The sequence below is a fragment of the Pseudomonas sp. UBA6323 genome, from assembly GCF_002439135.1.
GTDB lineage: Bacteria > Pseudomonadota > Gammaproteobacteria > Pseudomonadales > Pseudomonadaceae > Aquipseudomonas.
The window spans coordinates 107,771-126,484 of record NZ_DJSX01000034.1 but is presented as its reverse complement, the minus strand read 5'-3'; the positions used below and the strand labels follow the sequence as shown (position 1 = coordinate 126,484).

The window sequence follows — 18,714 nt, the reverse complement described above, 5'->3', positions numbered from 1 at the left end:
CTCGATGTCCCTTCGCTTGCCGTTGTACGCGTCTCTGCTGCTTCTGAGCCTGCCGACCTTCGCTGCCACGCAGAAGGTCGATCTGGATTATCACGTGCGCTTTCTGCCTGAGAGCAATCAGGCTGAGGTCAGCATCACGCTGGAGAAGGGCGAGCGCGTGCGCAGTTTCGATTTCAATCTTGGCGAAGATGGGCGCTTCAGTGATTTCAAGGCCGATGGCCAGTGGTCGCAGGAGGTCGCCGGTCGTGGCAAATGGCAGCCGGGCGAGGGCAAGAGCGTTCTCAGCTATCGGGTGCTGATCGACAGCGAGCGCAAGCCCGGCCGTTACGATGCCAGGATGACCGAGGACTGGGCGCTATTTCGCGGGGACGATCTGGTGCCCGCGGCCAGGCTCGATCAGCGTGACAAGACCGATCTGGTGGCGCGCCTGCAGTTCGAACTGCCCAAGGGCTGGAAGAGCGTGGAAACCGGCTGGCCGCGCATCGGCAAGAATCGTTTTCGTATCGACAACCCGGAGCGCAAGTTCGATCGTCCCACCGGCTGGATGCTCGCCGGCAAGCTGGGCACCCGCCGCACGCGCCTGGGCGATACCGAAGTCGCCATTTCCGCGCCAGTCGGCGAGGGCATGCGGCGCATGGATATCATGACTTTCCTCACCTTCGTCTGGCCGCAGATGCAGCAGGTATTCCCGCGCGACCCGGACAAGCTGCTGATCGTCGGCGCCGGCAACCCGATGTGGCGCGGCGGTCTGTCGGCGGCCAATTCCTACTACATGCACGCCGACCGTCCACTGGTCAGCGAGAACGGTACCAGTTCGCTGGTACATGAACTGGTGCATGTATTCGGTCGCATCTATGGTCGTGATCGCAGTGATTGGATCGCTGAAGGTCTGGCCGAGTACTACGCCATCGAGGTGATGCGCCGTGCCGGAGGTATCAGCGAGGACCGCTATCAGAAAATCCGCGAGCAGCTGATTCGCTGGAGCAAACCGGTCAACAGTCTGCGCACCGACAATGCCAGCGGCCAGGTCACCGCGCGCGCCGTGCTGTTGTTGCAGGAGCTGGACCGGGAAATCCGCCAGAAGACCAAGGACAAGGGCAATCTCTCGCTGGACGACGTCACCCGTGGGCTGATGCGCCTGGATCGCGTTAGCACCAAGGACTTTGTCGATATCACCGAGAACGTCATCGGCGGCCCGTCGAAAACCCTGGATACGCGCCTGTTGCGCTGAGCCGTAGCCCACAGGATCCCCTAGGAGCGGCCTCAGCCGCGAATCGCGAATGAATTCGCTCCTACAAAAGCGTTGCCCCTGCACCGAAGCTGTCTAGAGGCACGGTCGGTAGGAGCGGATTTATCCGCGAAAAGGGCTGGCGCCGCGCCGGCAAGCATCGCGAATGAATTCGTTCCTGCGGGTGATGGCTTTCAGCCTTGCTTATCTTCCGTCTTGCCCAGCAGCGCTGCCAGGCCGGCCAGCCCCTTGTGCGTGACCTTGCTGCCGGAACCTGCGCTGGCGGCCTCTTCCTTCTGGTAGTGCAGGTCGACCTGACGCTGGTGCTCGTTGTCGTGGCAGTACAGACACAGCAGCTCCCAGTTGGAGCCGTCTTCCGGGTTGTTGTCGTGATTGTGGTCGCGATGATGCACGGTCAGCTCGCTCAGGCGCTTGCCGCTGAACTCGCGGCCGCAGCGGCCACAGATGTGTGGGTACATGCGCAGCGCCTTTTCCCGGTAGCTGGTTTCGCGGCGTTGCTGGGCTTCGGCGAGAATCTTGTCGAGCTTGCTGGTCGGATTCATGGAGCGGTTCGCTGGAACGTTGGTGGGCAGGTGTTGCCAGAATAGAACGAAAGCCAGTCGAGCAGGAGAGCCATCATGCGTATCCCCATTCTCGCCGCGATGATCCTGGCATCCAGCGTCGCCACCCTGACATGGGCGCAGCAGCCCATGCGCATGCCATCAGCCCCGGAGGCCGGGTCGCCGGGAACGGCGACGCCACAGCCCTATGGCCAGCCCTCGAACGCGGTACCGATCAAGCGCCAGGGGTCGGCGCCCCTTCTCCCGCCGCCTCAGGGACAACCCCTGCCTGGGGCGGCGCCTCGCTCCAATCGCGATCAGTCGATTCCGCAACTGGACGAGCAGATACGCCGCAACAGCCAGGGCCTGGAAGGGCAGCGCAAGCAGGACTGAGCGTCGGTTTTTGTAGGAGCGGCTTCAGCCGCGATGCTTGGGCAATCGCGGCTGAAGTCGCTCCTAGGCGTGCGCTATCCCGAGCACACGGAACAGGAACGCATACTCCAACGCCACATCCCTGATGCCCTGATAACGCCCACTCATGCCGCCATGGCCCGCGCCGAGGTCGGTCTTGAGCAGCAGCAGGTTGTCGTCGGTCTTGTCGCGGCGCAGTTTCGCCACCCACTTGGCGGCTTCCCAGTACTGCACGCGGCTGTCGTTGTAGCCCGCCACGGCGAGAATCGCCGGATAGGCCTGGGCGCGCACATTCTCGTAAGGCGCGTAGGCCTTGATGCGCTCGAAGACCTCGGGCTGGTTCGGGTCGCCCCATTCATCGTACTCGGTCACGGTGAGCGGCAGGTCCGGGTTGAGCATGGTATTGAGAACGTCGACGAAGGGCACCTCGGCGATGGCGGCAGTGAACAGCTCGGGACGCTGGTTGAGCACGGCGCCGATCAGCAGGCCGCCGGCGCTGCCGCCGCTGATCGCCAGCTGAGAGGCGGTGGTCAGGCCTTCGGCGATCAGGCGTTCGGCGCTGGCGATGAAGTCATCGAAGCTGTTCTGCTTGTGCTCCAGCTTGCCGGCACGATACCAGGCTTCACCCATCTCGCCGCCACCGCGTATGTGGGCGATGGCGAAGATGAAGCCGCGGTCGAGCAGGCTCAGGCGAGCATGAGAGAACCAGGGGTCGAGGCTCGCGCCATAGGCACCATAGCCATAGAGGTAAAGCGGGGCCGGTTGGCCTGCGGCGAATACCTCGCGGCGCGCCACCAGGCTGATGGGGATCTGCGTACCGTCGGCCGAGCTGGCCCAGAGACGGCGGCTCTCATAGACATCGGCATCGAACGGGCCTTCTACCGGCGTCTGCTTGAGTACCTGCTGCTCACCCGTGGCCAGTTCCAGCTGGCGTACCTGGGCGGGGCGGTTCAGCGCTTCGTAGCGTAGGCGAATCACCGGGCTGTGAAACTCCAGGCTGTCCTGCACGTAGAGACTGTAGGCCGCATCCGGCAACTGCAAGCGATATGCCATGCGGCCCTGCGGTTGCACTTCGAGGATAGGCAGGCCACCTTCGCGCAGCGCCAGGACGATGGCGCGTTGGTTCAGCGTGGCGCCTTCTAGCATCACCTGCGGGTCATGTGGACGAATCTGCTGCCAATGCGAGCGCTGCGGTTTGTCCTCGGTGGCGCGGTACAGTGCGAAGTTGATCCCGCTCTGGTTGCTGCGAATCAGCCAGCACCACTCGCCGTTGAGCATGCCGTGGTCGACGTCATACTCATGGCCTTCCTCGCGGGGCGCCAGGCAAGTGAAGGCGTCTTGCGGGGTTTGGGCGTCCAGCACCCAGACTTCGCTGGTGGTCTTGCTGCCCAATTGCAGAATCAGCTGGCGCTCGGAGCTGGAACGATAGCAATGCAGGAAGAAACGGCCATCTGCCTCCTCGAATACCGCTTCGGCTGCGGCCTCGCCGAGTCGGTGACGATAGAGCTTGTAGGGGCGGTGGGTGTCGTCCAGTTCGGTGAAGAACAGCGTCTGGCTGTCGTTCGCCCAGGTCATGCTGCCGTCGCAGTCGTCGAAGGGCAGCTCGCTGATCTGGCCGCTGCCCAGCTCCTTGACGAACAGGCGGTAGATTTCGTCGCCGCTGCTGTCGATGCTGTAGGCCAGGCGTTGCTGGTCGGGGCTGATGCTGAATGCACCCACGGAAAGAAAGCCGCCACCGGCCAGCTCGTTGGGGTCCAGCAGCAGCGTTTCGCTGACGCTGTCGACCTGCAGCGAACCATCGGCAGGACGACGGCAGCGATAGTGCCGTGGATACTCGTCACCGGCCGTAGTGCGCTGGTAGTAGAGATAGTCGCCCCAGGGCGTGGGCAGCGATAGGTCGGTCTCGCGGATACGCCCCTTGATCTCCGCGAACAGTTGCTCGCGCAGCGCCTGCTGCGGTTCCAGCACGCTTTCCAGGTAAGCGTTCTCTGCCTGCAGATGGACCAGTACTTCCTCGCTGTCGCGGTTCTCCAGCCAGTGATAGGGATCGTTGCCGGCTTCCTGGCGGGCGATGGGGGCAGAGGACATGGCGAAACTCCAGATCGGCCTGGCCGGCAAGAGCGCCGAGCCGGGTAAAAACCGCTATCATAAGCGCCCCTTTGCCAGACCTGCCACGCCGGCGCCTGCTTATGATGAATGAAAACGACTACCTCCTGGCCTGGGCGGCCTACGGCTTCGCTGCCCTGGGTTGCCTGTTGGTATGGATGCGCCTGACCAGTTGGATGTGGCGCTACCTGCGCGAGCCGCTCGCCGTGCTGGTGGCCGTGCTGCTGTTCAGCCCGACCATCGTCGATCCGACGCGTGAGCTGTTCGCGCCCGCACTGGCGGTCACCGCCATGGACGTTTTGCTCAAGGTTGGCAACAACGCCTGGCGTGCCGTGGCCGATCTGGCGCTCTACAGCCTGATCGCTTTTGCCGTTTACCTGCTGTTCGTTGCCATTCGCTGGCCCATCGAGCGTTGGTGGAAGAACCGCGATGGCCAGGCGGTCTCCGAGCCTGACGAAGACCCGCGCACGCTGCGCGAGCGCATGGAAGAGGACGACGATCTGCCGGTTCGCGACTACGGGCGCGATCGCAACGGCCGTATGGAACCGCGTATCTGATTTGCCCCCTTGCGCCGGCTGGCCCGTGCGTTCAGCATGATGGCCTTGTGCAAGGGAGGCTCGATGGATTGCGTTTTCTGTGCCATTGCCGAGCGGCGGCTACCCGCTCATCGGCTTTACGAGGACGATGACTTCATCGTTCTGCTGGATATCTTTCCCATGCGTCCGGCCCATGTGCTGATCGTCAGCCGCCTGCATGCGCCGTTTCTGCGTGACTTGCCCGTGCCGGTTCGTGAGCGTCTGCTGACCTTGTCGGAGCGCGTGGCCAGTGCGCTGCGTCAGGCCGGTTACGGGGTCAACGGCATCAATATGCTGATCAACGATGGTCCGGACTCCAACCAGCACGTGCCTCATCTTCATCTACACCTGATTCCGCGTCGGCCGGGCGACTTGCCGGCGCTGCTCTGGCGATTGCTGGTGCGTTTTCTGCCAATGGGCCGCAAGCGACTCGAAGCGCGTCTGCAGGACGAAGCCGAGCGTCTGCGCCTGATCCTCGGCAAGGAGAATTGATTCGATGTGCGAATTGCTCGGCATGAGCGCCAATGTCCCCACCGATATCGTCTTCAGCTTTACCGGGCTGATGCAGCGCGGCGGCCGTACCGGGCCGCACCGTGATGGCTGGGGCATCGGTTTCTACGAGGGGCGTGGCCTGCGTCTGTTTCAGGACCCGCGGGCGAGCAGCGAGTCCGAGGTGGCGCAACTGGTACAGCGCTATCCGATCAAGAGCGAGGTGGTGATCGGCCACATCCGCCAGGCCAATGTCGGTCAGGTTTCACTGGTCAATACCCATCCCTTCAGCCGCGAGTTGTGGGGGCGCAACTGGTGTTTCGCGCACAACGGTCAGCTCGCTGGTCTGCAGGGCTCCACCAGTTTCTATCGACCGGTGGGCGAGACCGATAGCGAGGCCGCCTTTTGCGACCTGCTCAACCGCGTGCGGCGCGCCTTTCCCGAGCCGGTCTCGGTGGAAATGCTCCTGCCGGTGCTGGTCGCAGCCTGTGCCAGCTACCGTCAGCTCGGCGTGTTCAACTGCCTGCTCAGCGATGGCGATTGGCTGTTCAGCTTCTGCTCGACCAAGCTAGCGCATATCACCCGGCGCGCGCCGTTCGGTCCGGCGCAGCTCAAGGACGCTGATCTCAAGGTGGACTTCCACTCGGAAACCACACCCAATGATGTGGTGACGGTCATCGCCACCGAACCTCTGACCGACAACGAACAATGGTCGCTGTACCAGCCGGGCGAATGGCGCCTGTGGCGCCGCGGCGAATGCATCACTCACGGCAAGGCCTGATCCCATGCTTAGAAGCTACCTGCGTCTGACGCTGTTCGCCTTCGGCCTGTTGCTTGGCGTACAGGTGCCGGGCTTCATCGATGACTATGCCAAGCGCGTCGAGGCGCATCGTCTGGAGTCGCAACAGAGTCTCAAGGGCTTCCAGGAAACCGCACAGAAATTCTTCAAGGGCGACATGGGCGCGCTGGTGGCGCACTACCGCGTCAGCGACGACCCAGTGATGCGTAGCGACGCCAACAGCGTCGGGCATCTGGTGCAGCGTTCGGCTTTGCTCGAGCGCGAGTGGCAGGCCATGCAGGGCCCCTGGTACGCCCAGGCCTGGCACCTGGCGACTGGCGCCGATCATGAGCTGTTCCAGGAGACCTTGCGGGTTTACCGCTATCAGGTGCTGTTCACTCCAGATGCAATCCTCTGGGGTGTGATCAGTGCGTTGCTGCTGGCTTGGCTGGCGGAGCTGCTGGTGCTGATGTTCGGCTTGATATTCGGGGCAGGGCGGACTAGACGCGCCCAGCAACGCCACTGGCGCTGAATCGGCAAGCCCTGGGAGCGATACTCCGGGCAAGCCGAGCGGAGCAAAAGGTGCGCTGGTTCGCCAGACGTGTGAGCAGGGTATGTTAATGTAATACCGCGTTACATTTATCTCTTACCCTGTTTCACTGGAGTTTCCATGTCGATCAAGGATTCGATCCTGGCAGCCGCGCTGGCTGCCGTCCTGCCGTTCACGTCCGTTGCGTACGCCAATCCCGAGACCGAGCCTGAGAGTGCTGCGCTCAGCGAGGAGGTCACCGAAGGTGACGATTCGGCGCAGTACATCAGCCCTGAAGAATTCGTCGCCAGCCTGGAGTTCAAGACCGGGCGAGTGGTGCTTGGCAACAACCTGGCCACCCTCAACCTGCCCGATTCGCTGGTATTCCTCGATGGCGAGAATGCCCAGCGCCTGCTGGTCGACGGTTGGGGCAACCCGCCGGATGACGTACCGCCGCTGGGCATGATCCTGCCGGCCGGTGTCTCGCCGTTGGCCGACGAGTCCTGGGGCGTGACCGTCGAATACGAAGACAGCGGCTATGTGTCCGACGAGGACGCCGCCGATATCGACTATGGCGACATGCTCAAGGACATGCAGGCCGACATGCGCGAGGCCAACACCTGGCGTGAAGAGAACGGCTACGAGCCGGTACAACTGGTCGGCTGGGCCGCTGCGCCACGCTACGATGCCGAAGGCAAGAAACTGCACTGGGCCAAGGAACTTAAGTTCGGCGACAGCGAGATCAATACCCTGAACTACAACATCCGCGTGCTGGGCCGTAAGGGTGTGCTGGTACTGAATTTCGTCGCCAACATGGACCAGCTGGCTGAAATCGAAGCCAACGTACCGGCCGTGCTGGCAGCTACCGAATTCAACCCTGGCCAGCGCTACGCCGAATTCGATCCGGATCTGGACACCGTCGCCGCATACGGCCTGGGCGCGTTAGTAGCCGGCAAGGTGGCGGCCAAGACCGGCCTGCTGGCCATGCTGCTGGTACTGCTGAAGAAGTTCTGGTTCATCCCGGTGGTGGTGATCGGCTGGCTGTTCAAGCGTATCGGCCGGAGCAAGCAGAACATGCCGAGCGAAGAGGCGAGTGCGCCGCAAGCGCCGGTAGCCACTGCCGAGAGCAAGCCGGAAGAGCCACTGCAGACCCCGGCGCAGACGGTGATGGACCTGAACAAGCCGGACGACGACAAGCGCTGAGTGCGCGCCTTCCAGGCAAAGGGCTCTTCGGGGTTATGTCGTCAATCAAGGAAAACGCCGCGACTGCTCTGCAGGGGCGCGGCGTTTTTATTTGATCAGGCAGCAGCGACTGCCGCGGCGAGGCAAACTTATCGCGGACAAGTCCGCTCCCACATAGGTCCAGCGCTCGCAGGGCTGGTGCGGTAATTCCTGTGGGAGCGGACTCGTTCGCGAAGCCTTGTCCTCTGGATACCGATTAAATCAGTGGCGTAGCCCTGAACAGCGATAGGTGACAGGCGTTACCCTTTCGTTGCAGCGCTTTCGCTTACTTGGACAGGTACTTCATTCCATCTTCCAGCCCCTGCAGGGTCAGCGGATACATGCGTTCCTCGACCAGCTCGCGCACCAGATGGGTGGAGGCGGTGTAGTTCCATGTGCCCTTGGGATAGGGGTTGATCCAGATGATCTTCTTGAACTTCTCGGTGAAGCGCTTCATCCAGACGTAGCCGGCTTCCTCGTTCCAGTGCTCGACGCTGCCGCCGGCCTGGGTGATCTCGTAGGGCGCCATGGCCGCATCGCCGACGAACACCACCTTGTAGTCGGCGCCGTACTTGTGCAGCAGATCCAGGGTCGAAGTGCGCTCGCTGGTGCGGCGCATGTTGTTCTTCCACACGCTCTCGTAGATGAAGTTGTGGAAGTAGAAATATTCAAGATGCTTGAACTCGGTCTTACAGGCGGAAAACAGCTCCTCGCAGACCTTTACGTGGGCGTCCATCGAACCGCCGATATCCAGCAGCAACAGGAGCTTGACCGTGTTGCGGCGCTCCGGGCGCATCTGGATATTTAGCAGCCCGCCGTCCTTCGCGGTGTGGTCGATGGTGCCGTCCAGGTCCAGCTCTTCGGCTGCGCCCTGGCGGGCGAACTTGCGCAGGCGGCGCAGCGCCACCTTGATATTGCGCGTGCCCAACTCGACTTGGTCATCGAGGTTCTTGTACTCGCGCTGGTCCCACACCTTGGCGGCCTTTCCCTGGCGCTTGCCGGCGTCGCCGACGCGAATGCCTTCCGGGTTGTAGCCGCCGGAGCCGAACGGGCTGGTGCCGCCGGTGCCGATCCACTTGTTGCCGCCGGCGTGCTTCTCTTTTTGCTCCTCGAGGCGCTTCTTGAATTCCTCGATCAGCTTGTCCAGGCCGCCGAGGCTCTGGATCTGCGCCTTTTCCTCATCGCTCAGCAGGCGCTCGAACTCCTTGCGCAGCCATTCCTCGGGGATCATCGCCTCGATATGTTCGTTGAGGTTTTCCAGACCCTTGAAGTAAGCGCCGAAGGCACGGTCGAACTTGTCGAAGTGGCGTTCGTCTTTCACCAGGATCGCGCGCGCGAGGTAATAGAACTCGTCCATGTCGGCGAACACGACGTTGTGCTTGAGCGCGTTGATCAGGTCGAGCAACTCGCGCACCGACACCGGCACCTTGGCCGCGCGCATTTCGTTGAATAAATTGAGCAGCATGGCTGCGCCCTCGTTTATTGGTTGGCTCTGGCACGTTGCGTCAAAGCCTATTGCCGGGGGACGGCTTCTCTGTTGCACGGGGCAAGGGATTGCGAGCTAGAGCCAGGCAAGGCGGAATCAGGTGAGCAAGCGCAGTGTACTTTTGTACATGGGCATTGCGAGCCTGATTCCAACGCAGCATGGCCGACGCGCAGCAGCCCGAATTCCTACCTAGAAGCACGGCGGGTCATGAAGGCCAGGCGCTCGAGCAATTGCACATCCTGCTCATTCTTCACCAGGGCGCCGGCCAGCGGCGGGATGGCCTTGGTCGGATCACGTTCGCGCAGCACCGCTTCGCCGATGTTGTCGGCCATCAGCAGCTTGAGCCAGTCGACCAGTTCGCTGGTCGAGGGCTTCTTCTTCAGACCCGGCACCTTGCGTACGTCGAAGAACACATCCAGCGCCTCGGCCACCAGCTCGCCGCTGATGTTGGGGTAGTGCACGTCGACGATCTTCTTCAGCGTGTCGCGATCCGGGAAGGCGATGTAGTGGAAGAAGCAGCGGCGCAGGAAGGCGTCCGGCAGTTCCTTCTCGTTGTTCGAGGTGATGATGATGATCGGGCGCTGCTTGGCCTTGATCGTCTCGTTGGTCTCGTAAACGTAGAACTCCATCTTGTCGAGTTCCTGCAACAGGTCGTTGGGGAACTCGATGTCGGCCTTGTCAATCTCGTCGATCAGCAGGATCACGCGCTCGTCGGACTCGAACGCCTCCCACAGCTTGCCCTTCTTGATGTAGTTGCGAACGTCGTGGACCTTGTCAGAGTCGAGCTGCGAATCGCGCAGGCGGCTGACCGCATCGTATTCGTAGAGGCCCTGGTGCGCCTTGGTGGTGGACTTGATGTGCCAGGTGATCAGGCGGGCAGAGAAGGCGTCGGCCAATTGCTCGGCGAGCATGGTCTTGCCGGTGCCCGGCTCACCCTTTACCAGCAGCGGGCGCTGTAGGGTGATGGCGGCGTTGACCGCGAGTTTGAGGTCGTCGGTGGCGACGTAGGACTGGGTGCCTTCGAATTTCATCGGGAAGATTCCTCGAACGGGCGCGCGCGGCGCAGCCGGCTGACTTTGTGACTGCGACTATAACGCGCAGCCGGTTCGTCTGTGAACGAAGACGCGGTATTCAGTCACTGAATGGCGGGTCACGCCGATCGAGGCCATCTTCAGCGATGATTTAGTCTTCGCTACCCGGCGGAGCGTTCTCGAAGCGAGCATTGAAGGCTTCGACGAAACCGTTGCGCAGGATGCCGATGAACGCCTGTAAGGCGCTGATATCCTGCTGGCGCGTGCTACCGCTGAGTTCCACGCGGGTGGCGATCTGGTCCTGGCGCTGGTTCTTCAACACTTTCTCGCTACCGCCGACCAACGCCTCCCATATCGAGCGCAGGAAGCCCTTGTCCTGATCCTCTACATCCTGCTGCCAGTCGAATACCTCGACGTTACGCAGTAGCGGTTTGATATAGCCGCTGAGCTGCGCGTCCTCGGCGTGGGCCTCGATCACCAGGTCACCATTACCGCTTTTGAAGTCGAACTTGCCATAGGCGTTGGCCAGGTCGTTCAGGCGCGGTAGCTCGATGCCGGTCGCGCGTACGCGGAATTCGAAATCTTCGAAATTGTGGAAGGGGTCGAACACGGCAGTTGCTTCCAGTGGCGCGTGATCGAGCAGTTGTGCGGTGCCTTCGAACCGGGCCACGCGATCGCCCTGTTCATCGGCCACGTTGGTCAGGTTGTAAAGGCTGGCGTCGATGGCATTGGCGCGTAGCTTCACCGGTGGCGAGGCATTGAAATTGTAGAAGCCCAGGGTGCCGTCGAGCACGCGTACTTCATTGAGGGTGATCGGCAGCAGCTTGTTCAACTGCTCGCGCCAGTCGACACCTTCACCGGTCTGGGTGTCGTCGCTGTTTTGCCCATCGACGAAGTTCACCTGCGGCTTGTCGAAGATCACCCTGGCCACCACGGCACGCTCCTGCCACAGGTCGCGCCAGCTCACCGAGATATCGATGCGCGGAGCATCGACGAAAGGTACCGGTACCTGCTGCTCGGCCTTGACGATGTTCAGGCCATTGATGCGATAGGCGCCGCGCCAGAGCGCGAGGTCGATGTCTTCTATGTGCCCACGGTAATCGCCCATGTCAGCGAGCTTGCCATTGAGGTAGTCGCGAAGGACGTAGGGCAGGGCAACGTGCAGTATCACCAGCAGGGCGAGCAGGCTGAGGCAAATCCACAGCGGCAGGCTGTAACGGCGTTTCATCTGGTGTGTCCGTCAGGTCTGTTCACCTCAGGTTGACTGCGCGAGCGGGTGCAGAGTTCGACCTTCCTGATGCTGGACGCCATGGATCATCGGGCATAGGCTGATGAGCTCCGCAACGACAAGGAATCGATGCATCATGAGCCGCATTTTCGCAGATAACGCCCAGGCCATCGGCAATACGCCGCTGGTGATGATCAACCGTCTGGGGCCGATAGGTGTGACCATCCTGGCCAAGATCGAGGGGCGCAACCCAGCCTATTCGGTCAAGTGCCGCATTGGCGCCAGCATGATCTGGGATGCCGAGGAGCGCGGCGTGCTCAAGCCGGGCATGACCATCGTCGAACCGACCTCCGGCAATACCGGTATCGGCCTGGCCTTCGTCGCTGCCGCACGTGGTTACAAGCTGGTGCTGACCATGCCAGCCTCGATGAGCCTGGAGCGGCGCAAGGTGCTCAAGGCCTTGGGCGCCGAGCTGGTGCTGACCGAGCCGGCCAAGGGCATGAAGGGCGCGATCGAGAAAGCCCACGAGCTGGTCGCCGCCAACCCTGACTACTACCTGCCGCAGCAGTTCGAGAACCCGACCAACCCGGCCATCCACGAAAAGACCACAGGGCCGGAAATCTGGCGCGACACCGAAGGCGCCATCGACGTGCTGGTCTCCGGCGTCGGCACCGGCGGCACCATCACCGGCGTTTCACGCTACATCAAGCAGACCCAGGGCAAGCCGATCCTGTCGGTGGCGGTGGAGCCGGTGAGTTCGCCGGTGATCAGCCAGACCCTGGCGGGTGACGAGGTCAAGGCCGCTCCGCACAAGATCCAGGGCATCGGCGCCGGTTTCGTGCCGAAGAACCTCGACCTGGCAATGGTCGATCAGGTCGAGCAAGTCAATGACGATGAAGCCAAGGCCATGGCCCTGCGCCTGATGCGCGAAGAAGGCATTCTCTGCGGGATTTCCTGTGGCGCGGCGATGGCGGCGGCGGTGCGCCTGGCCGAGAAGCCGGAGATGCAGGGCAAGACCATCGTGGTGATCCTGCCTGACTCCGGTGAGCGTTATCTGTCGAGCATGCTGTTCAGCGATCTGTTCACCGAGCAGGAATTGCAGCAGTAAGACCCGCTGGTCGCGATCAAAGCCGCCTTCGGGTTAATGCCGATCAGTTAAGCGCCGACTGGCTACTATTCAATCCCCTCGCCCCTCTGGGGAGAAGGTTAGGGAGAGGGGTAAATGCCCGTTTTGCGGTATTTCGGCCCTCTCCCCCAGCCCCTCTCCCCCAGCCCCTCTCCCGTAAACGGGAGAGGGGAGCCATGCGCTTACAGCCTTAACTGACTGGCATTGGCCTTCGGGCGGCCTTTCCGTAGGGGCGCATCTTGGCGATTTCGCGGTGGCCTTGGTGCGCGTAGCCCGCCCTACACCTTGGCTACGCCAGGCCTGACCACCAGCCAAAGCGCCAGGGCGATCAGTACGCAGCCGGGTAGGTAGTCCCAGCTCAGTGGCTCACCCAGCAGCAGGGCGCCCCATAACACGCCGAACGGCGGGATCAGGAAGGTCGTGGTACTGGCCCTGATCGGCCCGATGTCGGCCAGCAGGCGGAAATACAGCACGTAGGCAAACGCCGTGCAGATCAGACCCAGGCCGGCCAGCGATAACCATACTTCCAGACCGCCCCAGCTGGGCGGCGGTTGCAGCGCCAGGCTGCCGACAAACAGCGGTAGCAGGAACAGACTGGCTCCTGCCAGGCTGGCGAAGGCGGTCAGGCGGTTGTCCAGGCCGCCCTGCTGGCCGATCCAGCGGCGGGTAAGAAAGCCCGCGAAGCCGTAGCAGGTGGTGGCCACCAGGCAGGCTCCGGCGCCGAGCAGCAGTTGCAGGTCGAAGGCCACCGGCCCGGTACGGGTCAGCACCGCCACGCCGAGCAGACCGAGAAATACGCCCGCCGCCTTGCTTGGCGTGATGCCCTCATGGAAGAACAACGCACCGATCAATACGCCCATCAACGGCGTGGTGGCATTGAAGATCGCCGAGTAGCCGGCCGGCAGAATGAGCGCCGCCAGGCAGTACATGGCTGAAGGCAGGCCGGCGTTGATCACGCCCAAGCCCAGGCAGATGCGCAGCTTGCCGCGAAAGTCCCAATTGCTGCGCAGCAGCACAAGCACGGCGAGCAGCCCGAGTGCGCCGAAGCTGGCGCGAAAGAACGCGGTCGGCATACTGCCCAGCACCGGTGCGGCAACGCGCATAAACAGGAAGCTGGCGCCCCAGATGGCGGCGAGCAGCAGCAGGCGAAACAGATCGGCGGTACGCACGGTGAAACATCCGGCAGGGTGGGGGCGAGAGTGTTGCCGCTGGGCAGGGTTCTGGCAATCCGCATTGCGCTTTTGAATGTTTGGGTAGGACTCGGTGGCAGGGACGGTGTGGGAGGGGCTTTAGCCGCGACCTGCAATGGTGGAGGCTTTGTCAATCACGATTGCATCCATGTAGGCGTTGTCGGCTAAGCTCGGCTGAACACTGCGGATGAGGCATGCGTAATGGGGCAACAATGGCCAACCGGCGAGATCGCTCTCCTGATCCTCGACGGCTTCGACGATTACCGCGAGCACTTTCGCCAGATCACCGATGGCGCGCGCATGCGCTTCGAGCAGGCGCAGTGGCAGGAGGCGCAGCAGGCCTCGGCGGCGCGGATCAACCTGTACGAAGAGAAAGTGGCGCAGACCCGCGAAGGTCTGCTCGCCGGTTTCGATCAGTCGCTGCTGGAGGTCGGTCAGTGGCCGCTGGTCAAGAGCGCCTATATCGTCCTGATCGATCGGCGCTTCGACGACGAGCTGGCGGAAACCTGGTTCAACTCGATCTTCTGCAGCCTGTTCAGTCATGACCAGATCAGCGATGGCTGCATGTTCATCCATACCACCCGGCCATCGCTGCGCAACCAGCCCATCGCTGCGCAGACGCGCAGCTACCGGCCCGCCGGCGAGCTGCATGCGACGTTGCAGGCAATTTTCGAAGATTACCGTTTCGACGCGCCCTACGAGGACCTGCCTCGCGATCTGCAGCGCATGGAGGAACAACTGCGCGCCTGCCTGCCGGACTGGGTTTGCAAGGACCCAGTACTGTGCATCGAGCTGTTTTCCTCGGTGCTGTATCGCAACAAGGGCGCCTACCTGATCGGGCGCATCTACACCCGCGACGAACAGTGGCCGCTGGCGATCCCGCTGCTGCACCGCGAAGGGCAGGGCATCCAGGTCGATGCGGCGATCACCGACGAGGCGGAAGTGTCGATCATCTTCTCCTTCACCCGCAGCTACTTCATGGTGGACGTGGCGATCCCAGCCGAGTTCGTCGGCTTTCTCAAGCGCATCCTGCCGGGCAAGCACATCGCCGAGTTGTACACCTCGATCGGCTTCTACAAGCACGGCAAATCCGAGTTCTACCGCGCGCTGATCGGCCACCTGGCCAGCACCGACGACCGCTTCATCATGGCGCCGGGCGTGCGTGGCATGGTCATGAGCGTGTTCACGCTGCCGGGCTTCAATACCGTGTTCAAGATCATCAAGGACCGCTTCGCCCACGCCAAGACGGTGGACCGCAATACGGTGATCGAGAAGTATCGCCTGGTCAAAAGCGTCGACCGCGTAGGGCGCATGGCCGACACCCAGGAGTTCGCCGATTTTCGTTTCCCCAAGGCCAAGTTCGAGCCCGAATGCCTGGCCGAACTGTTGGAGGTAGCGCCGTCGACCGTAGTGGTGGAGGGTGACACCGTGCTGGTGCGCCACTGCTGGACCGAGCGGCGCATGACGCCGCTCAACCTCTACCTGGAAAGTGCCAACGAGGCGCAGGTACGCGAAGCGCTGGACGACTATGGCCTGGCCATCAAGCAGCTTGCAGCAGCCAATATCTTCCCTGGCGACATGCTGCTGAAGAACTTCGGCGTCACCCGCCATGGCCGTGTGGTGTTCTATGACTACGACGAAATCTGCTTTCTCACCGAGGTGAACTTCCGGCGCATTCCGCCGCCGCGTTTCCCCGAGGACGAGATGAGCGCCGAACCCTGGTATTCGGTAGCGCCGATGGACGTGTTCCCCGAGGAGTTCCCGCCGTTCCTGTTCGCTGATATCAGGCAGCGGCGGCTGTTCAGCCAGCTGCATGGCAACCTGTATGACGCTGACTACTGGAAACAATTGCAGGAAGCGATTCGTGCAGGCAAGGTGATCGACGTGTTCCCCTATCGGCGCAAGAGCCCGGTGATTTGACCGAGCCGGGTTGAAATCCGCTTTGCCCGGCCTAATCTGATAAGTGAGCCCCTGGCTCTTCCCTTTACTTGGCAGGAGGTCGTACCCATGCTCGCCAAGCTGCAAGAACAACTGCAAGCCGTGCTGCAGGCCCTTGGCCTCGTCCCGCAACCCCAGCCGATTCGTATCAGCGAGGCCGAGCAGGAGCGCCTGCGTCGCGAAGCGCGTCAGCGTCGCTGAACGCTTTGGCCCGGAAGCAAGCCGGGCTTATCGTGGCCACAACCCTGCCTGCGGCTTGCCTGGCAAGGGCTGCGGTTGCGGCTGTATTTCACCTCAGGGGCCTTCCCTGATCTCATCGGCAGTGCCCAACCCTCCAGTGCTAACGCAACCACTCGGACTGCGCGGCTGACTTGTGTGGCCATAGTCGTAACCGCAGGCCATTGCTCAAGACCTTTCAAAACGCAACTGAATCAGAACTGAAACAGAGTCGCCTTTCTTCTCCGAAAGGCTTACAGCCTAACGCTGGCGCGCTTATTAGGCTGTGCTAGTACTTATTCATACGTCTGTCTCAACTCTAATGCGAACAGGGAAGCCTCGATGCGCCAGAACCTGCCCGTGACTCAGCGGGAAAGAACCTTCCCCGCGGAAGACCGCCTGATTTCCACCACCGACCTCAACAGTAAGATCACCTACTGCAACGATGCATTCGTCGAGATCAGCGGCTTCACGCGTGAGGAGTTGATCGGCCAGCCGCATAACCTCGTGCGACATCCGGACATGCCGCCGGCGGTGTTTGGCCACATGTGGGACACGATCAAGCAGGGCAAGCCCTGGATGGGGATCGTCAAGAATCGCTCGAAGAATGGCGACTTCTACTGGGTTAGCGCGTACGTCACGCCGATCTACGAGAACGGCCGGATTGCAGGTTACGAGTCGGTGCGCTCGTTGCCGACAGAGGCCCAGAAACGGCGTGCAGAAGCGCTTTATGCGCGCTTGCGTGCGGGCAAGCCGCCGGTGCCGAAGCTCGAGTACTGGACTTACGACTTGGTACGATCATGGCCGCTGATTGTCGCGTCATTACTGATCGTCGCGGCGCACTGGGTGATCTCGGGCTGGCCACTGATGGCCTTCATAATTCTGACCTTGTTCGCTCTGGGCTCCTACCAGCTTCATAGCAAGCGGCAGCTTATTCGACGAACCCTCGCCGAACATCCGAAAGCCTTCACCAGCGGTCTGGTGGCGTTGACGTACAGCGACAATCGCGGCGCCCAGGCGCTGCTGGACATGGCGATGATCAGCGAGGAAGCGCGTTTGCAGACGGCACTGACGCGATTGGAAGACGCCGGGGAGGGCGTCAAGAAACGCGCATCGCAATCTGCCGAGTTGTCGCGTTCGAGCTCCGAGCTTCTCGACCAGCAACGTGCCGAGACCGACCAGTCGGCAACGGCCATCAACCAGATGGCCGCGACCATTCAGGAGGTCGCGCACAACGTACAGAACACCTCGCACGCTGCCGAGGAAGCCGATCGCCTGGCGCGTGACGGGCGCGACCTGGCGGTCGGCAGTCTCGACTCCATGCGGCAGATGGCCAAGGCCGTCAACGACATTGGCCAGGCGGTCAACGAGCTGGCCAACTCCACCCAGTCCATCGGCAGCGTGGCCGATGTGATTACATCGATCGCCGAGCAGACCAATCTGCTGGCGCTCAATGCCGCCATCGAGGCGGCGCGGGCGGGCGAGCAGGGCCGTGGCTTCGCGGTGGTGGCCGATGAGGTGCGTTCGCTGGCCTCGCGCACGCGCCAGTCCACCGAGCAGATTCACCAGATCATTTCCGACCTGCGTGCCGGGGCCGAGCGTGCGGTGGTGACCGCGGGTAGGGGCGAGGAAATTTCCCGCGGCAGTGTGCAAAGCGTGGAGTCGGTGCGCGATGCGCTGGAGGGCATCAGTTCGGCGGTGACGCGCATCACCGGCATGAGCCAGCAGATGGCGGCCGCGTCCGAAGAACAGAGTCACGTGGCCGAGGATATCAGCCGGCAGATCACCCGCATCGCCCAGCTTTCCGATCACAGCGCCGGTCAGGCGCATCAGGGCGTGGCCATCAGCCGAGAGCTGGAAGAGATGGCCGATTATCTGCACAGTCTGGCTGAGCGCTTCAATCGCTGACCGCGCAACGCGGGTGCGTCCGGGAATTTCGAGTCATTCCCGGATTGCATCCGGGCTACGCGAGCGCGGGGGTATTCTGGCAAACTGCGGCGCATGCCTCGTCCGACCTGTTGCCGTTGTCAGCGCCCCCTCAGCCGTTGTCTCTGCCCGCTGATTCCCGATCTCGATAGCCGTACTCATGTGCTCATCCTGCAGCACCCGAGCGAGGTCGGCCATGCGCTGAATACCGCGCGCCTGGCGGCGTTGGGGTTGCGCAATGCCGAGCTGCGCGTCGGCGAGGTGTTCGATGATCTGCCGCAATTGCTCGCTCAGCCTGACTATCGGGCCTGCCTGCTATTTCCCGGCGAAGAGGCTGTCGCTCTGAGCGCTTATGCGCCTGACGAGAAACCCTTGCTGCTGGTGGTGCCCGATGGCACATGGCGCAAGGCGCGCAAGCTGCTGCACCTCAACCCGCTGTTAGCGGCATTGCCGCGCGTCAGCCTGGGCACCGTCGCTCCGTCAAGCTATCGGCTGCGCAAGGCGCCGCAGGAGGGTGCGCTGTCGACCATCGAAGCGATTGCCGCGGCATTGGATACGCTCGAGGCACCTCAGGGTTTCGCTGCATTGCTCAGACCCTTCGATGCGTTGATCGAGGGGCAGATCGCGGCGATGGGAAAAGAGGTCTTCATCCGCAATCACCAGCGCTGATGCAGTG

At 62.3% G+C, this 18,714-nt stretch carries 18 protein-coding genes and 1 pseudogene; 13 read left to right on the top strand and 6 right to left on the bottom strand.

Features of this window, described 5'->3' with window-relative positions:
- The first annotated feature begins 4 nt into the window (after window positions 1-4).
- On the top strand, window positions 5-1,231 hold the full coding sequence (locus B3P22_RS07270) for a hypothetical protein (RefSeq protein ID WP_296270512.1): 1,227 nt from the start codon (window positions 5-7) through the stop codon (window positions 1,229-1,231).
- 191 nt (window positions 1,232-1,422) lie between these two features.
- Here B3P22_RS07270 and B3P22_RS07265 read toward each other — a convergent pair whose 3' ends face one another.
- The gene (locus B3P22_RS07265) at window positions 1,423-1,791 is read right to left on the bottom strand and encodes a YajD family HNH nuclease (protein ID WP_296270511.1); all 369 of its coding nucleotides are present in this window, start codon (window positions 1,789-1,791) and stop codon (window positions 1,423-1,425) included.
- Window positions 1,792-1,866: 75 nt separating this feature from the next.
- On the opposite strand from B3P22_RS07265, the gene B3P22_RS07260 reads away from it, so the two are divergent.
- Window positions 1,867-2,181 carry a hypothetical protein gene (locus B3P22_RS07260; RefSeq protein ID WP_197856644.1) on the top strand — a complete coding sequence of 105 codons (315 nt, stop codon included), beginning with the start codon at window positions 1,867-1,869 and terminating at the stop codon, window positions 2,179-2,181.
- Between the two features lie 63 nt (window positions 2,182-2,244).
- Here the strand turns inward: B3P22_RS07260 and B3P22_RS07255 are convergent, their stop codons facing one another.
- Window positions 2,245-4,287, bottom strand: coding sequence for a S9 family peptidase (locus B3P22_RS07255; protein ID WP_296270510.1), 2,043 nt, complete (start codon window positions 4,285-4,287; stop codon window positions 2,245-2,247).
- 101 nt (window positions 4,288-4,388) lie between these two features.
- Here B3P22_RS07255 and B3P22_RS07250 point away from each other — a divergent pair, with 101 nt between their 5' ends.
- The 5 genes from B3P22_RS07250 to B3P22_RS07230 all read left to right on the top strand — a co-directional run bounded on the left by B3P22_RS07250 (window position 4,389) and on the right by B3P22_RS07230 (window position 7,879).
- Window positions 4,389-4,862 carry an MFS transporter gene (locus B3P22_RS07250; RefSeq protein ID WP_296270509.1) on the top strand — a complete coding sequence of 158 codons (474 nt, stop codon included), beginning with the start codon at window positions 4,389-4,391 and terminating at the stop codon, window positions 4,860-4,862.
- Between the two features lie 63 nt (window positions 4,863-4,925).
- Window positions 4,926-5,372, top strand: coding sequence for an HIT family protein (locus tag B3P22_RS07245; protein ID WP_279921772.1), 447 nt, complete (start codon window positions 4,926-4,928; stop codon window positions 5,370-5,372).
- A gap of 4 nt (window positions 5,373-5,376) precedes the next feature.
- Entirely contained in the window at window positions 5,377-6,150 is a 774-nt protein-coding gene (locus B3P22_RS07240) for a class II glutamine amidotransferase (protein ID WP_197856640.1), read from the top strand.
- A gap of 4 nt (window positions 6,151-6,154) precedes the next feature.
- Entirely contained in the window at window positions 6,155-6,679 is a 525-nt protein-coding gene (locus B3P22_RS07235; protein WP_197856639.1) for a DUF2937 family protein, read from the top strand.
- Window positions 6,680-6,817: 138 nt separating this feature from the next.
- Window positions 6,818-7,879: a DUF2167 domain-containing protein gene (locus B3P22_RS07230; protein ID WP_296270508.1), complete on the top strand. Its 1,062-nt coding sequence runs from the start codon at window positions 6,818-6,820 to the stop codon at window positions 7,877-7,879.
- 304 nt (window positions 7,880-8,183) lie between these two features.
- Here the strand turns inward: B3P22_RS07230 and B3P22_RS07225 are convergent, their stop codons facing one another.
- The 3 genes from B3P22_RS07225 to B3P22_RS07215 all read right to left on the bottom strand — a co-directional run bounded on the left by B3P22_RS07225 (window position 8,184) and on the right by B3P22_RS07215 (window position 11,642).
- Window positions 8,184-9,362, bottom strand: a complete 1,179-nt coding sequence (locus tag B3P22_RS07225; protein ID WP_296270507.1) for a vWA domain-containing protein — start codon at window positions 9,360-9,362, stop codon at window positions 8,184-8,186.
- Between the two features lie 206 nt (window positions 9,363-9,568).
- On the bottom strand, window positions 9,569-10,414 hold the full coding sequence (locus B3P22_RS07220; protein WP_072424653.1) for an AAA family ATPase: 846 nt from the start codon (window positions 10,412-10,414) through the stop codon (window positions 9,569-9,571).
- A 151-nt stretch (window positions 10,415-10,565) separates the two neighbouring features.
- Window positions 10,566-11,642, bottom strand: a complete 1,077-nt coding sequence (locus B3P22_RS07215) for a DUF748 domain-containing protein (RefSeq protein ID WP_296270506.1) — start codon at window positions 11,640-11,642, stop codon at window positions 10,566-10,568.
- Window positions 11,643-11,778: 136 nt separating this feature from the next.
- Here B3P22_RS07215 and cysK point away from each other — a divergent pair, with 136 nt between their 5' ends.
- Entirely contained in the window at window positions 11,779-12,750 is a 972-nt protein-coding gene (gene cysK, locus B3P22_RS07210; protein WP_296270505.1) for a cysteine synthase A, read from the top strand.
- Window positions 12,751-13,046: 296 nt separating this feature from the next.
- On the opposite strand, the gene B3P22_RS07205 is transcribed toward cysK, so the two are convergent.
- Window positions 13,047-13,937 (bottom strand): DMT family transporter, encoded by an 891-nt coding sequence (locus B3P22_RS07205; protein ID WP_296270504.1) that lies wholly within the window; start codon window positions 13,935-13,937, stop codon window positions 13,047-13,049.
- Window positions 13,938-14,159: 222 nt separating this feature from the next.
- Between B3P22_RS07205 and aceK the strand changes: the two genes are divergently transcribed.
- From aceK to B3P22_RS07185, 5 genes and pseudogenes are all read left to right on the top strand, one after another.
- On the top strand, window positions 14,160-15,878 hold the full coding sequence (gene aceK, locus B3P22_RS07200) for a bifunctional isocitrate dehydrogenase kinase/phosphatase (RefSeq protein WP_296270503.1): 1,719 nt from the start codon (window positions 14,160-14,162) through the stop codon (window positions 15,876-15,878).
- 87 nt (window positions 15,879-15,965) lie between these two features.
- Window positions 15,966-16,097 (top strand): PA1414 family protein, encoded by a 132-nt coding sequence (locus B3P22_RS07195; protein WP_269476126.1) that lies wholly within the window; start codon window positions 15,966-15,968, stop codon window positions 16,095-16,097.
- A gap of 357 nt (window positions 16,098-16,454) precedes the next feature.
- Window positions 16,455-16,736: pseudogene (locus tag B3P22_RS23835) on the top strand (PAS domain-containing protein); the annotation flags it as partial.
- A 243-nt stretch (window positions 16,737-16,979) separates the two neighbouring features.
- The gene (locus tag B3P22_RS07190; protein ID WP_419096376.1) at window positions 16,980-18,020 is read left to right on the top strand and encodes a methyl-accepting chemotaxis protein; all 1,041 of its coding nucleotides are present in this window, start codon (window positions 16,980-16,982) and stop codon (window positions 18,018-18,020) included.
- A gap of 93 nt (window positions 18,021-18,113) precedes the next feature.
- Entirely contained in the window at window positions 18,114-18,707 is a 594-nt protein-coding gene (locus tag B3P22_RS07185) for a tRNA-uridine aminocarboxypropyltransferase (RefSeq protein ID WP_296270501.1), read from the top strand.
- The last annotated feature ends 7 nt before the right edge of the window (window positions 18,708-18,714 follow it).

Coding starts and splice junctions, on each gene's coding strand:
- B3P22_RS07270 (WP_296270512.1), top strand. CDS start 5: ATGTCCCTTCGCTTGCCGTTGTACGCGTCTCTGCTGCTTCTGAGCCTG.
- B3P22_RS07265 (WP_296270511.1), bottom strand. CDS start 1,791: ATGAATCCGACCAGCAAGCTCGACAAGATTCTCGCCGAAGCCCAGCAA.
- B3P22_RS07260 (WP_197856644.1), top strand. CDS start 1,867: ATGCGTATCCCCATTCTCGCCGCGATGATCCTGGCATCCAGCGTCGCC.
- B3P22_RS07255 (WP_296270510.1), bottom strand. CDS start 4,287: ATGTCCTCTGCCCCCATCGCCCGCCAGGAAGCCGGCAACGATCCCTAT.
- B3P22_RS07250 (WP_296270509.1), top strand. CDS start 4,389: ATGATGAATGAAAACGACTACCTCCTGGCCTGGGCGGCCTACGGCTTC.
- B3P22_RS07245 (WP_279921772.1), top strand. CDS start 4,926: ATGGATTGCGTTTTCTGTGCCATTGCCGAGCGGCGGCTACCCGCTCAT.
- B3P22_RS07240 (WP_197856640.1), top strand. CDS start 5,377: ATGTGCGAATTGCTCGGCATGAGCGCCAATGTCCCCACCGATATCGTC.
- B3P22_RS07235 (WP_197856639.1), top strand. CDS start 6,155: ATGCTTAGAAGCTACCTGCGTCTGACGCTGTTCGCCTTCGGCCTGTTG.
- B3P22_RS07230 (WP_296270508.1), top strand. CDS start 6,818: ATGTCGATCAAGGATTCGATCCTGGCAGCCGCGCTGGCTGCCGTCCTG.
- B3P22_RS07225 (WP_296270507.1), bottom strand. CDS start 9,362: ATGCTGCTCAATTTATTCAACGAAATGCGCGCGGCCAAGGTGCCGGTG.
- B3P22_RS07220 (WP_072424653.1), bottom strand. CDS start 10,414: ATGAAATTCGAAGGCACCCAGTCCTACGTCGCCACCGACGACCTCAAA.
- B3P22_RS07215 (WP_296270506.1), bottom strand. CDS start 11,642: ATGAAACGCCGTTACAGCCTGCCGCTGTGGATTTGCCTCAGCCTGCTC.
- cysK (WP_296270505.1), top strand. CDS start 11,779: ATGAGCCGCATTTTCGCAGATAACGCCCAGGCCATCGGCAATACGCCG.
- aceK (WP_296270503.1), top strand. CDS start 14,160: ATGGGGCAACAATGGCCAACCGGCGAGATCGCTCTCCTGATCCTCGAC.
- B3P22_RS07195 (WP_269476126.1), top strand. CDS start 15,966: ATGCTCGCCAAGCTGCAAGAACAACTGCAAGCCGTGCTGCAGGCCCTT.
- B3P22_RS07190 (WP_419096376.1), top strand. CDS start 16,980: ATGGCCTTCATAATTCTGACCTTGTTCGCTCTGGGCTCCTACCAGCTT.
- B3P22_RS07185 (WP_296270501.1), top strand. CDS start 18,114: ATGCCTCGTCCGACCTGTTGCCGTTGTCAGCGCCCCCTCAGCCGTTGT.